Origin of the sequence: Nocardia sp. NPDC005825, from assembly GCF_040630175.1 — a bacterium.
Lineage (GTDB): Bacteria > Actinomycetota > Actinomycetes > Mycobacteriales > Mycobacteriaceae > Nocardia.
Genome location: NZ_JBEXXC010000010.1, coordinates 16673 through 29651 on the forward strand (window position 1 = coordinate 16673; position 12979 = coordinate 29651).

Annotated in this window: 13 protein-coding genes; 9 read left to right on the plus strand and 4 right to left on the minus strand. The window is 68.8% G+C overall.

Features of this window, described 5'->3' with window-relative positions:
* The first annotated feature begins 5 nt into the window (after positions 1-5).
* The 3 genes from ppc (at position 6) to ABZ382_RS25410 (ending at position 3864) form a co-directional block, all read left to right on the plus strand.
* Entirely contained in the window at positions 6-2768 is a 2763-nt protein-coding gene (gene ppc, locus ABZ382_RS25400; protein WP_357093430.1) for a phosphoenolpyruvate carboxylase, read from the plus strand.
* 287 nt (positions 2769-3055) lie between these two features.
* Entirely contained in the window at positions 3056-3424 is a 369-nt protein-coding gene (locus tag ABZ382_RS25405) for a metalloregulator ArsR/SmtB family transcription factor (protein WP_357093433.1), read from the plus strand.
* A complete protein-coding gene (locus tag ABZ382_RS25410) occupies positions 3421-3864 on the plus strand; it encodes an SRPBCC domain-containing protein (RefSeq protein WP_357093436.1) in 444 nt (147 codons plus the stop codon). The genes ABZ382_RS25405 and ABZ382_RS25410 overlap by 4 nt, the downstream gene beginning before the upstream one ends.
* Positions 3865-3871: 7 nt before the next feature.
* Here the strand turns inward: ABZ382_RS25410 and ABZ382_RS25415 are convergent, their stop codons facing one another.
* Positions 3872-4723 (minus strand): NAD(P)H-binding protein, encoded by an 852-nt coding sequence (locus tag ABZ382_RS25415; protein ID WP_357093439.1) that lies wholly within the window; start codon positions 4721-4723, stop codon positions 3872-3874.
* A gap of 86 nt (positions 4724-4809) precedes the next feature.
* Between ABZ382_RS25415 and ABZ382_RS25420 the strand changes: the two genes are divergently transcribed.
* Positions 4810-5622, plus strand: a complete 813-nt coding sequence (locus tag ABZ382_RS25420) for a helix-turn-helix domain-containing protein (RefSeq protein ID WP_357093442.1) — start codon at positions 4810-4812, stop codon at positions 5620-5622.
* A 1-nt stretch (position 5623) separates the two neighbouring features.
* Here ABZ382_RS25420 and ABZ382_RS25425 read toward each other — a convergent pair whose 3' ends face one another.
* The 3 genes from ABZ382_RS25425 to ABZ382_RS25435 all read right to left on the minus strand — a co-directional run bounded on the left by ABZ382_RS25425 (position 5624) and on the right by ABZ382_RS25435 (position 9146).
* Positions 5624-5998: a hypothetical protein gene (locus tag ABZ382_RS25425; protein ID WP_357093445.1), complete on the minus strand. Its 375-nt coding sequence runs from the start codon at positions 5996-5998 to the stop codon at positions 5624-5626.
* Positions 5999-6222: 224 nt separating this feature from the next.
* On the minus strand, positions 6223-7191 hold the full coding sequence (locus ABZ382_RS25430; protein WP_357093448.1) for a sigma-70 family RNA polymerase sigma factor: 969 nt from the start codon (positions 7189-7191) through the stop codon (positions 6223-6225).
* A gap of 437 nt (positions 7192-7628) precedes the next feature.
* Entirely contained in the window at positions 7629-9146 is a 1518-nt protein-coding gene (locus tag ABZ382_RS25435) for a methyltransferase (RefSeq protein WP_357093450.1), read from the minus strand.
* Between the two features lie 234 nt (positions 9147-9380).
* Between ABZ382_RS25435 and ABZ382_RS25440 the strand changes: the two genes are divergently transcribed.
* From ABZ382_RS25440 to ABZ382_RS25460, 5 genes are all read left to right on the plus strand, one after another.
* Complete coding sequence (locus ABZ382_RS25440) at positions 9381-9719, plus strand: DUF485 domain-containing protein (protein WP_357093453.1); 339 nt, start codon at positions 9381-9383, stop codon at positions 9717-9719.
* On the plus strand, positions 9716-11344 hold the full coding sequence (locus tag ABZ382_RS25445) for a cation acetate symporter (RefSeq protein ID WP_357093456.1): 1629 nt from the start codon (positions 9716-9718) through the stop codon (positions 11342-11344). Before ABZ382_RS25440 ends, ABZ382_RS25445 begins: the two co-directional genes overlap by 4 nt.
* A gap of 274 nt (positions 11345-11618) precedes the next feature.
* Positions 11619-11888: a hypothetical protein gene (locus tag ABZ382_RS25450; RefSeq protein ID WP_357093459.1), complete on the plus strand. Its 270-nt coding sequence runs from the start codon at positions 11619-11621 to the stop codon at positions 11886-11888.
* Positions 11885-12649 carry a F0F1 ATP synthase subunit A gene (gene atpB / locus ABZ382_RS25455; RefSeq protein WP_357093462.1) on the plus strand — a complete coding sequence of 255 codons (765 nt, stop codon included), beginning with the start codon at positions 11885-11887 and terminating at the stop codon, positions 12647-12649. Before ABZ382_RS25450 ends, atpB begins: the two co-directional genes overlap by 4 nt.
* A gap of 68 nt (positions 12650-12717) precedes the next feature.
* Entirely contained in the window at positions 12718-12975 is a 258-nt protein-coding gene (locus ABZ382_RS25460; RefSeq protein ID WP_040810042.1) for a F0F1 ATP synthase subunit C, read from the plus strand.
* Positions 12976-12979 lie beyond the last annotated feature (4 nt).

Genomic DNA, 12979 nt, shown 5'->3' on the forward strand with positions numbered 1-12979 from the left:
ACGTAGTGCAGGCGAATCAGATCGAGACGGCGACCGCGCCGTTGCGCGACGACATCCGGTTCCTCGGCGGCATTCTCGGGGACACCATTCGCGACCACGAGGGCCCGGAGATCTTCGACCTGATCGAACGGGTCCGGGTGGAGGCGTTCCGGATCCGCCGCTCGGAGGTGGAGCGCAGCGCGGTCGCGGACATGCTGCGCGATGTCGACATCCGCACCGCCATCCCGGTGATCCGCGCCTTCAGTCACTTCCTGCTGCTGGCCAATCTGGCCGAGGACCTGCAGCGCGATCGCCGGCGCGCGGTGCACGTCGCGGCCGGGGAGCCGCCGCAGGACTCCAGCCTGGCCGCCACCTACCAGAAACTCGACGCCTCCGGGCCCGACGGGGCGGTGGTCGCCGACCTGCTGTCGGACGCGCTGGTGTCGCCGGTCATCACCGCGCATCCGACCGAGACGCGGCGGCGCACCATCTTCGACGTGCAGGGCAAGATCACCGACCTGATGCGGCAGCGGCAGCGCTACAACAAATACGAGCCGGAGTTCGCCGAACTCGAGGTCGACATCCGCCGCCAGGTGCTGCAGCTGTGGCGGGCGGCGCTGATCCGGTTGGCGCGCTTGCGGATCCAGGACGAGATCGACGTGGGGCTGCGGTACTACGACCTCACGCTGTTCGACGTCATCCCGCGCATCAACGACCAGGTGCGGGCCGCGCTGCGGTCCCGCTGGCCGGGGCACGACCTGCTGGCGCGGCCGATCCTGCGGCCCGGCTCGTGGATCGGCGGCGACCGCGACGGCAATCCCAATGTGACCGCCGACGTGGTGCACCGCGCCACCCACCGCGCGGGCACGGTCGCGTTCGAGCGGTACCTGAGCGCGCTGGTCGAGCTGGAGAAGACCCTGTCGCAGTCGGCGCGGCTGGTACCGGTGACGCCGGAACTGGCGGCGCTGGCCGACGCCGGCTTCGACGAGTCGCCGCAGCGGGCCGACGAGCCGTATCGCCGGGCCGTGCGCGCGATCCGGGCCCGGCTCAGTGCCACCGCGATCCGGGCGCTGGGCGAGCTTCCCGTGGACGGCATCGACGCCGGGGCGGTGCCCTACGACGGGCCGGGGGAATTGCTGACCGATCTGGGCGTGGTCGACGCGTCCATGCGGGCGTCCGGGGACGGACTGCTGGCCGACGACCAGCTGGCCTCGGTGCGATCGGCCGTGGAGACCTTCGGGTTTCACCTCCAGGGCCTGGACATGCGCCAGAACTCCGAGACCCACGAGCAGGTGGTGGCGGAGCTGTTCGCCTGGGCCGGAGTGCATCCCGACTACGCCTCGCTCGACGAGGACCAGCGCGTGGCGCTGCTGTCGGCCGAATTGACCACGCGCCGACCGCTGATCGGGTCCGCCGCGCGGCTGAGCGACCTGGCCGCCAAGGAGCTCGCGGTGGTGCGCGCCGCCAGGACCGCGCTCGACGATCTGGGCCCGGACACCGTGCCCAACTACATCATCAGCATGTGCACCTCGGTCAGCGACATGCTCGAGGCCGCGCTGCTGCTGAAGGAGGCGGGCATTCTCGATCCGGGCGACGCGGACACCGCGCCGTCCAGCCCGATCGGGGTGGTGCCGCTGTTCGAGACGATCGACGACCTGCGCCACGGCGCCGACATCCTCTCGGCCGCACTGGAAGTGCCCGCCTATCACCGCCTGGTGGCCGCGCGCGGCATGCAGCAGGAGGTCATGCTCGGGTACTCCGACTCCAACAAGGATGGCGGCTACCTGGCCGCCAACTGGGCGCTGTACCGCGCCGAGCAGAACCTGGTGGACGTGGCCCGCAAGACCGGAATCCGATTGCGGCTCTTCCACGGTCGCGGCGGCACCGTCGGCCGCGGCGGCGGCCGCAGCTACGACGCCATCCTGGCCCAGCCGGCCGGGGCGGTGCGCGGCGCGCTGCGGCTGACCGAGCAGGGCGAGGTCATCTCCACCAAGTACGCCGATTCCGGCACCGCGTACCGCAATCTGGAGGCGCTGGTCGCGGGCACCCTGGAATCCACCCTGCTGGATGTGGAGGGGCTGGGCGCGGAGGCCGAGCCCGCCTACGAAATCCTCGACGAGCTGGCCGAATCCGCGCGCATCGCGTACTCGAAACTGGTGCACGAGACCCCGGGCTTCGTCGAGTACTTCCGGGCCTCCACCCCGGTGGCCGAGGTCGCGGATCTGAACCTGGGCAGCCGCCCCGCCTCGCGCAAACCCACCGACTCCGTCTACGACCTGCGCGCCATTCCGTGGGTCATGGCCTGGAGCCAGTCGCGGGTCATGCTGCCCGGCTGGTACGGCACCGGGACCGCGTTCGAGCAGTGGATCGGCGACGACCCCGAGCGCCTGGCCACCCTGTCGGACCTGTACCGCCGCTGGCCGTTCTTCAACACGGTCATGTCCAACCTGGCTCAGGTGATGGCGAAGGCGGACATGGACATCGCCGCCCGCTACGCGGACCTGGTGCCGGACGAAGCCTTGCGCGACACCGTCTTCCGCATGATCTGCGACGAGTTCACCCGCACCGCGCGCATGCACGCCGCCATCACCGGCGCCGACGAACTGCTCGCCGACAACCCGGCCCTGGCCGAGTCCATCCACAACCGCTTCCCGTACCTGGAACCGCTCAACCAACTCCAGGTCGAGCTACTCCGCCGCCGTCGTGCGGGGGACACCTCCGAACTCGTCGAGCGCGGCATCCTGCTCACCATGAACGGCCTCGCCACCGCCCTGCGCAACTCCGGCTAACCGATTCAGTGCTCGGGGTTCCAGGGTTTCATGACCGGCTTCTACACCACCTGGATCCCGACCACCGCGGGCTCCCACACGATCACCGTGACCCAGGGGCCGCAGTCCGCGTCGCAGACCGTCACGGTCGCCGCCGCTCCGCCCGGCACGCCCACCCCGATCCCGGTACCTACGGCTGAGACGGCGCCGGAAGCATCGGTACCAGGAGCTTCGGGTTGTGATCGTTGCCTTCTCGGGGATTTGCGCGGGGTTTGACGCGTAGGTAATTTCCTACCTATTGTGGTCGTGTGCCCTACCGCTTGAAGTCCGGAGACGCCGACCGCGTGTTCGGCGCGCTGGCCAACCCGACCCGGCGCGACATCCTCGAGCTGCTGCTCGAGGGTGAGCAGTCGGTGCAGGTGATCGCCGAGCGCTTCGACATGGCCCGGCCCAGCGTGTCGGAGCACCTGAAGGTGCTGCGGGACGCGGGCCTGGTGGCCGAGGACAAGCGCGGGCGGCAACGGTTCTACCGCGTCGAACCGGACCCCTTGCACGACGTGCAGTCCTGGCTCGATCCGTTCGAACGGTTCTGGCGGGCCCGGCTGCGTGACCTGGGCGCGGTGCTCGACGCCATGCCCGACGACCCCGACCAGCCCGACGAGAAGGACCGACGATGACCGACGACACCACCAGAATCGAACTCGACCGGTTCTATCCGCACCCGCCCGCCAAGGTGTGGCGGGCGCTCACCACCCCGGAACTCATGGGGCAGTGGATGATGCGGCCCGTCGGGTTCGAGCCGGTGGTGGGCACGGTCTTCGAGATGACGACCCAGCCGATGCCCGGCCAGAACTTCTCCGGCGAGATCCGCGGCCGGGTGCTCGAGGTCGTCGAGCCGGAATTGCTCACCCTCACCTGGAACGACGCCGAGGCCGAGCGGGAGACGGGCTGGGTCATCAGCTGGACCCTGCGTCCCGAGGGGCACGGCACCCGGGTCCTGTTCAGCCACAGCGGCTTCGACCCCGAGGATCCGGTCATGCAGCGCGCCCGCGGCATCATGGGCGGCGGCTGGCAGGGCATGCACGACCGGCTCGGCTCGGTCCTGACGGCCGCCTGACCCCGGCTCAGGCCCCGAACTCGGTGCGGTGGTCGCGCACCCAGTCCGCGTAGGTGTGCGGCGCCCGGCCGAGGACCTGCTCGATATCGCCGGTGACGATCGCGTTCCCGCCGTCGCGGACGAACGCCTGACCGGCCAGCGCACCGTCCGCGTACTCCTCGGACATGCCCGACTCGAGCATGAACCCGCGGGCCACATCCAGAGGGATGTCGGTGACGTCGACGGAACGGCCGAGCGCCGCCGCCAGCACGGCGGCCTGATCATGGGTGGTCAGCGCCGCGGGACCGGTGAGGGTGTAGATCCGTCCCGCATGGTCGTCGGAGAGCAGGGCTTCGGCCGCCACCGCCGCGACGTCGCGCGGATCGACCACGCCCTGCGCGCCGGCGCCGGTCATGTTCGGGACCGGCTGACCGGCCTGGATCGGGGCGACCCAGCTGCGGGTGTTGGAGGCGAAACTGCTGGGCCGCAGGATGGTCCAGTCCACCCCGCTCTCGCGCACCGCCTGCTCGCCGGGCAGGTGCCAGGTGCCGACCCGCCCCAGCTCCGGATCTCCGGTGCCGATCGCGGACAGCTTCACCAGGCGGCGCACCCCGGCCGCGCGCGCCGCCGCGACCAGCGCCCGATCCAGTTCCACGTAGTCGGGGCCGAGCAGCCCGACCAGGAACGCCGCCTCCGCGCCGGAGAAGGCGGCGGCCATGGACTCGGTGTCGGCGTAGTCGCCGCGCACCACCTCCACTCCCGCCGGAACCCGCGCCTGCTCCGGATTCCGGGTCACCGCACGAACTTTCACGTCCCGCTCGGCCAACAACCGGACGACTTCACTGCCGATGGTGCCCGTGGCACCGGTGATGACGATCATGTCCATCACCCTGCCGTCGGGCCCGGCCCGTGAGATAGGAAAAACCGGCACAGCCGGATCGGCCGAGGCTGCCTAGAGTGGATTCGGTGACCACCGCGCAAACCCTGGCCTCCGTCGTGTCCGCCGAGGACCTCGAGCGCCGCACCACGCCGCCCGCCGGTCTGCGCCCCTGGATCGCCGAGATCGCCCACATCCCGACCACCGATCCCGGACCGGTCGCCTTCAGCCACCTGCCGCTGGCCGCCACCTCGATCGTGTTGCGCCGTGAGGCATCCGGTCGCCGCGACGCCTGGGTGCTGGGCCCGCGCACCCGTGCCAGCTACGCCCACCCGGAGCGGCCCGCGGGCTGCACCCGCATCCGGCTGGCCCCCGGCGCCGCCCAGCCGCTGCTCGGGGTCCCGGCGGCCGAGCTGACCGATCGGGTCACCCTGCTGTCGGCGTTGCCCGGTCCGGCGGCCGAGCTGGCCGATGTGCTGCTGGAGCTCGACCCGGACGAGGTGACGGCCTTCCTGGAAGCCGAACTCCCGCACCGGGTCACCGAGGATCCGGTGCGCCGTGACCACCGCCGGCTCCTGACTTCGGCGGTGACCGCCATGGACACCACCGCACCGGTCGGTGAGCTCGCGACCGGTCTGGCGGTCTCCGAGCGCCAGCTCCGCAACCTGTTCACCGCCGGAATCGGCGTGTCTCCCAAGCACTACGCGCGCATCACCCGGCTGCGGCAGGTGATTGCGGCGCGCGGCAATACCCCGTGGTCGGATCTGGCCCACTCCTCGGGCTACTACGACCAGTCCCACCTGAGCGCCGATTTCCGCTTGCTCATGGGTGTCGCGCCGACCGCCTACTTCCGCGGCGACATCCCGGCCCCGACGCCGTGCCAGGCGCTGACCCGGCGCTAGCTCATCGCAGGGGGATCAGCGGCTGGGTTTCGGTTGCGGACCACGGCATTTCGATGAACGCGGTCAGCCGGATGCGGGAGTTGCCGAGGCTGCCGGTGAAGACGCGGCGGCCCGCGGCGGCGTCGCGCATCTCGGTGGCGTCGGACAGGGCGAGCGCCCGCGCCCAGGTGACCAGCTGGATATTCGATTCGGCGGCGGGCAGATCCGGGTGGACGGTGCCGAAGAACTCGGCCTCCGCGCCGGTGGGGTCCAGCCGCGCGCGGCAGTCCCACATCCAGCTCACCGGCGGGAGCGGCTCACCGGCGACCTGGCTCGCATAGGCGTTCACCTGCTGCGACAGGATGTCGATGGCAATCATCGTCAGCGAATCGGTCACGGGCGACAGATTCCCATCCCCGAGAGCCGGTGCCCCGCAATCCCACTCGCCCCGCGTGTCGACGGGGGTCCGGACACGGAAACGCCGGCCGACTCGGCTCGCCCGGAGGGGGACGTACAGGGGAGCGAATCGGCCGGCGAAATCGGGCCGGCGCCTCGAGACGGCCCGATGACCGGTGTGGAGCCGGGCAGGGGGACCGGCTCCACGAGGTCGGGACCGCGGGACTAGCTGGCGTAGGCGCGCAGGCGGTCGGCGCGCTCGCCCTTGCGGAGCTTGGACATGACCTCACGCTCGATCTGGCGGACCCGCTCGCGGGAGAGCCCGAAGAGCTTGCCGATCTGGTCGAGGGTGCGCGGCTGGCCGTCGTCGAGGCCGTAGCGCAGCCGGATGACCTGCTGTTCCCGCTCGTCCAGGGTGGCGAGCACGACGCGCACGTCGCGGTGCAGCAGACCGGCGATGACCGCGCTCTCGGCGGAGGTGGCCTCGGAGTCCTCGATGAAGTCGCCCAGCGGCGCCTCTTCGTCATTGCCGACCGGCATGTCCAGCGATACCGGGTCGCGGCTGTGGTCGAGCAGATCGGCGATCTTGTCGACCGGAATGCCGGATTCGCGCGAGAGTTCCGCGTCGGTCGCCTCGCGGCCCAGCTGCTGGTGCAGCTCACGCTTGATGCGGGCCAGCTTGTTCACCTGTTCGACCAGGTGGACGGGGAGGCGGATGGTGCGGGACTGATCCGCCATGCCGCGGGTGATGGCCTGCCGGATCCACCAGGTCGCGTAGGTCGAGAACTTGAAGCCCTTGGTGTAGTCGAACTTCTCCATCGCGCGGATCAGACCCAGGTTGCCTTCCTGGATGAGGTCCAGCAGCGGCATGCCACGACCGGTGTAGCGCTTGGCCAGCGAGACCACGAGGCGCAGGTTGGCTTCCAGCAGGTGCTGGCGGGCGGCCTGACCTTCGCGAACCAGGATCGCCAGATCCTTCTTCTTCGCGGCGGACAGACGCTTGCTCGTCTCCAGCAGGTGCTGAGCGTAGAGGCCCGCCTCGATGCGCTTGGCCAGCTCGACCTCGTCGGCCGCCGTGAGCAGCGCCGTCTTGCCGATCCCATTCAGGTACACACGTACCAGGTCGGCGGCGGGGCTGGCGGCGTCGAGGTCTTGTTCGCTGGTGCGCACGTCAGTGGTGGCGGGGCTTGTCATGACTTGCCTCCTGTCGGTGGTGTCTCGCTCCGTACAACGGGCCCGACTTCAGGAAAGTTCCCCGCCGGAGCCCGTGTAAACCGCACCTGAGCTGCGGTTTTTACGGTGCACGGCTGAGAAGTTCCTGAGAAGCGAGGATCGCCGGGAACCGGCCCGCCGGCGGACAGGCCCTCGGTGACCGGGTGGTTGCCGCCGCCGGACCCGAACTTCGCGATGCCGCAATCGAATACGTGTGAACGGCCCTTGCCGGGGACGTCGTGAAGCGAGTACGCGTTAGAACGAAACGGGGTTCGAGCGCATTCCCCGCCCCGACCGGATCGGTATCCGCGCGACATTCGATCGTGACCGACCTCACCGCCGGTCAGCGCGGGTTTCCTGCGGAAACGCCGACGGCCGCCGGGGAGTCCGGCGGCCGTCGCGGGGGTGGATCGCAGGGTTCAGCTCGGATGCACGAGCCCGTGCCGGACCAGCCCGGCGACCACGGTCATGGCGGCGGTCTCGAATTCCGGGATCGCCGCGTCGCCGGTCTCGCCGAAGGCCAGCAGGTCGATCAGTTCCCGCAGCGGGAGCCCGTCGGGCCGCATCCCGGCCAGCAGGGCGGCCGTGGTGTCGTCGACCTCGTGCTGCCAGCGCGGCCCGTCGCCGCGGTGCAGCCGGGCCACGGCCTGCGCCCAGCCCTCGTCGCCGGGGAGATAGACGCGTTCGAGCGCGGTGGCCGGATCGACCCGGTAGCGCGCGTCGAGGATCAGGTCCGGGTCGGCGGCCGCGGCGCGCAGCCAGGCCGAGCGCTCGAAGTAGGCCAGCGACTCGGGCCCGAGCGGGTCGTCGAAGCCGTGGGTGAGGTCCTCGGCGAGCAGTTCGGTGGGACCGTCGATGGCGCGGAGATAGACGAAGCCGAAGCCGATACCCTCCACCTCCGATTCCCGGAAGGCGTCGAGCCAGCGCTCGGCGCGGGCCTGGGCGGCGGGCTCGCGCGGGTCCAGTCCGGCATCGCGCAGCCAGGTCCCGACATAGAGGGCGGGGTCGGCGATATCGCGCTGCACGATCCAGGCGTCGATGCCCTGGTCGGGCAGCCAGCTCGCGACCCGGCCGCGCCAGTCCTGGCCTTCCCGATGGACCCAGGACGCCAGCAGTGCGGCGGTGCCGCCGGGGTTGAGCAGCTCCGGGATGCCGGAGATGACGAGTTCGCTGGCGCCGTCGAGGGCGAGGCCGGAGTCGCGGTAGGTGTGCTCGACCCGGGCCGGGCCCACCACGAACGGGGGATTGGCCACCACCTGGTCGAAGCGGCGGCCCGCGACCGGCTCGAACCAGGAGCCTTCCAGCAGCTCGATATCGAGGTCGTTGAGCGCGGCGGTGGCCTCGGCCAGCCAGATGGCCCGCTTGTTCACGTCGGTGCCGGTGACTCGGCGGCCGTAGGAGGCGGCGTGCACGGCCTGGACGCCGCAGCCGGTGCCGAGGTCGAGGACGGTGCCGGTGGCGGCGGTCGGGGTGGCGCGCAGCAGCGACAGCGAGGCCTGGCCCACGCCGAGCACGTGGTCGGCGTCGAGGGCCCGCCGCCGCATGGAGTCGTCGAGGTCCGACAGCACCCAGCGGGTGCCGTGGCCGAGGTCGAGGGGACGCAGGTCCAGGGCGGCGCGGATCTCGCCGCCGTCGCGCTCGATCAGCCCGGCGGCGACGGCGCGGTCCAGGTCGACCGGCGAAAGGGCCGCTGCCGCTTCGCGTTCGGGGACCGGATCGCCGAGCAGCAGCAGCCGCACCAGGGTGCCGAGCTCGCCGAGGTCGGCGGCGGCCCGGCGGACCGGGACGGGTTCGCCGCGGCCGAGGGCGGCGTGGGCGGTGTCGCCCAGCGCCTCGAGCAGGGTGTCCGCGTTGTAGCGGACGCGGGTCAGCGCCGCGCGTAGATCGGGCGCGAGGTCGGCGAGCAGGGACGATGTGGTCGTCTGGTTCGTCGGCATGACCGGAACTCTGCCACCGCTACCTGTGGGCATCCGGCAGTGGGGCCGGTTGTGGGCATGCGGGCCGGGGGATCGGGTCGCTCGGACCCAAGGAAACCGGTTGGTTGCTGGCTGCCGAACCTGCCGAATCCCGGCTCACTTGCCGATGAATTCATGATCTCACCTGCGGTTATTCGCCCTTGTTACAACCACTTTCGTTGCTACTGTGACCGGCATCACCAGGAGGTATCGCAGTTGACAACTGAAACCCAGACCGGCGGACCGGATCCCGACTGGCCCCAGGTCTTCGACAGCCCCGAGTTCCAGAGCCTGCGGCGTCGCTTCCGCCGCTTCGTCTTCCCCATGACCGCCCTGTTCCTGGCCTGGTACGCGCTCTACGTGCTGCTCGCCGACTACGCGCACGGCTTCATGTCGCACAAGGTGGGCGGCAATATCACCGTCGGCCTCATCTTCGGCCTGCTGCAGTTCGTCTCGACCTTCGTCATCACCGGCCTCTACGTCCGCTACGCCGACCGCACCCTCGACCCGATCGCCGAGGGGATCCGCGCCGAACTGGAAGGGCCGACCCGATGACCACCTATCTGGCCGCCGCCGTCGAGGGCAGCCGTCCCGGCCTCAACATCACCATCTTCGCGATCTTCGTGGCCATCACCCTGGGCATCGTGGTGTGGGCCAGCCGCGACAACCGCACGGCCGCAGACTATTACGCCGCGGGGCGCGCCTTCTCCGGTCCGCAGAACGGCATCGCCATCTCCGGCGACTACCTGTCGGCCGCCAGCTTCCTCGGCATCGCCGGGGCGATCGCGCTGTACGGCTACGACGGGTTCCTCTATTCCATCGGCTTCCTGGTGGCCTGGCTGGTGGCGTTGCTGCTGGTGGCCGAGTTGCTGCGCAACACAGGCAAATTCACGCTCGGTGACGTGCTGGCCTTCCGGATGCGGCAGCGCCCGGTGCGGGCCGCCGCGGCCACTTCGACGCTGGCGGTGAGTCTGTTCTATCTGCTCGCGCAGATGGCGGGCGCGGGTGTGCTGATCTCGCTGCTGCTGGGCGTATCCGGTTCGGCGGGACAGAATCTCGTGATCGCCGTGGTCGGCGCGATCATGATCGTCTACGTGCTCGTCGGCGGTATGAAGGGCACCACCTGGGTGCAGATCGTGAAGGCGGTGCTGCTCATCGGCGCGGCCGCAGCCATGACCGTGTGGGTGCTGGGCCGCTACGACTTCAACTTCTCCGGCTTGTTGCAGGACGCGGTGAACCACGGTGGCAAGACCGGCGCGAAGCTGCTGGAGCCGGGCGCGAAGTACGGCAAGACCGGCACCAGCAAGCTCGACTTCCTCTCCCTCGCACTGGCTCTGGTGCTGGGCACCGCCGGGCTGCCGCATGTGCTGATGCGGTTCTACACGGTGCCGACGGCCAAGGAGGCGCGCCGCTCGGTGGTGTGGGCGATCGGGCTGATCGGTGTCTTCTATCTGTTCACGCTGGTGCTCGGCTACGGTGCGGGCGCGCTGGTGGGGCCGGAGAAGATCGCCAAGGCGCCGGGCAAGGAGAATGCCGCCGCGCCGCTGCTGGCGTTGGAGCTGGGCGGGCCGGTGCTGCTGGGATTCGTTGCGGCCGTGGCGTTCGCGACGATCCTGGCGGTGGTCGCGGGGCTGACCATCACCGCGTCGGCGTCGTTCGCGCACGACGTGTACGCCAATGTGATCAGGCGGGGCCGTGGTGACGGCGATGCGGGGGAGGACAGGAACATCGAGGTGCGGGTTGCCCGGATCACCGCGGTGGTGATCGGCGCGCTGGCGATCGTGGGCGGCATTCTGGCCAAGAATCAGAATGTGGCGTTCCTGGTGGCGCTGGCCTTCGCGGTGGCCGCCTCAGCAAACCTACCGACCATTTTGTATTCACTGTTCTGGCGGCGCTTCAATACCGCCGGCGCGCTGTGGAGCATCTACGGCGGACTGGCCGTCACCATCGTGTTGATCGTGTTCTCCCCGGCGGTCTCCGGAGCGCCCACCGCCATGATCAAATCCCATGACTTCCACTGGTTCCCGCTCGCCAACCCGGGCCTGGTGTCCATCCCGGTTTCGTTCGCTCTGGGCTGGCTGGGAACCGTGCTGTCCAAGGAACACGACGACGGCAAGTACGCCGAGATGCAGGTGCGGTCGCTGACCGGCGTCGGAGCGGAAAAGGCTGTGCAACACTGATGTCCGAATTAATTGGCGGAAAGTTCGCTGAAAAGCGTTTCAGAATTTCAAGATCAACAATTTGAAGATCAAAAATACTGCCCCGCAACGAGGTTGGGCTGTGTATGCTATTGATCATGCACGGCCCCACTACGAGGTGGGATGACGGCGAGGCGGTGTCGTATTGGACCTCAACAGGCTCCGGATGCGGAGAGCGACTGCAATTGCAATCGCTTTCGGTGTACTGGCATTGATGGTCACAGGTGCGTTGGATCGATTGTTGCTGGGTGTTTTCATGGCTACCGGTCTGACGCTCGGCTGGGTTAATGCCCGGCTCACGTGGATGTCCATCGTGCGCATCACTGATGCGGAAACTCCCAGCAAACAGAAATTGGCGCTGTCCTCGGCGTCTCGATTGATCATCCTGACCGGGCTGTCGATTCTGGTGGCATTCCTGACCCGTCCCTACGGCGTCGGAATCTTCTTCGGGCTGGCGGTCTTTCAGTTGATTCTGGTTCTCCATACGGCTCTGCCCGAGGTGAAAGGACTTCGACAGCAGTCATGAGCATCTACGCGATACTGGCCGCCGAGGAATCCTCGGGGGAGGCCAAGATCCACGTCGGCGATCACGCCCAGGCGCACCTGCTGGGCATGACCTTCAATGTCGACACCATCGTGTCCACCGCGGTGGCCGCGCTGATCGTGCTGGGGCTGGCCTTCTACCTGCGGGTGAAGATCACCTCGGGCGTGCCCAACGGGGTGCAGCTGTTCTTCGAGACCATCACCGTCCAGATGCGCTCCCAGGTGGAGACCGCCATCGGGATGAAGGTCGCGCCGTTCGTGCTGCCGCTGGCGGTCACGCTGTTCACGTTCATCCTGCTGTCGAACTGGTTGTCGGTTTTGCCCGTTCAGTACGGTTCGGGTGAATTGATCGCGCCGCCGGCGTCGGACTTCAACTTCACGCTGGCGCTCGCGCTGTTCGTGTTCCTGCTCTACCACGCGGCGGGCGCGTGGCGGCGTGGGCCGGGCGGGCACGCGAAACAGTTGCTGAAGGGCCACACCGGCTGGGGTCCCATGGTTTTCATCAATGTGGTCGAGGAAATCGCGAAGCCGTTGTCGCTGTCCTTGCGACTTTTCGGCAACATGTTCGCGGGCGGCGTCATGGTTTCGGTGATCACGTTGTTCCCGTTCTGGATCAGCTGGGGACCGAATGCCGTCTGGAAACTCTTCGACCTGTTCGTCGGGGCGATTCAGGCGTTCATTTTCGCCCTGCTGACCATTCTCTACTTCAGCCAGTCGATGTCGCTGGAGAGTGAAAACCACTGAGCGGCTTCGGCTGTTCGGCGTTGCACCCATTTGGGCTGCAGCTATTTTTCAAAACAAGGAAGTGAACAATGGCAGACCCAGCAACCGCGAGTATCGTTCAAGGCGCCCTCATCGGCGGCGGCATCATTCTGGCGGGCGGTGCCATCGGTGCGGGCATCGGTGACGGTCTGGCCGGCGCGGCGTTGATCAACGGCGTCACCCGGCAGCCGGAGGCGGAAGGCCGCCTGCGCGTGAACTTCTTCCTGACCGTCGGTCTGGTCGAAGCGGCCTACTTCATCAATCTAGCGTTCATGGCACTGTTCGTATTCGCTACTCCCGGTAAGTAGACGT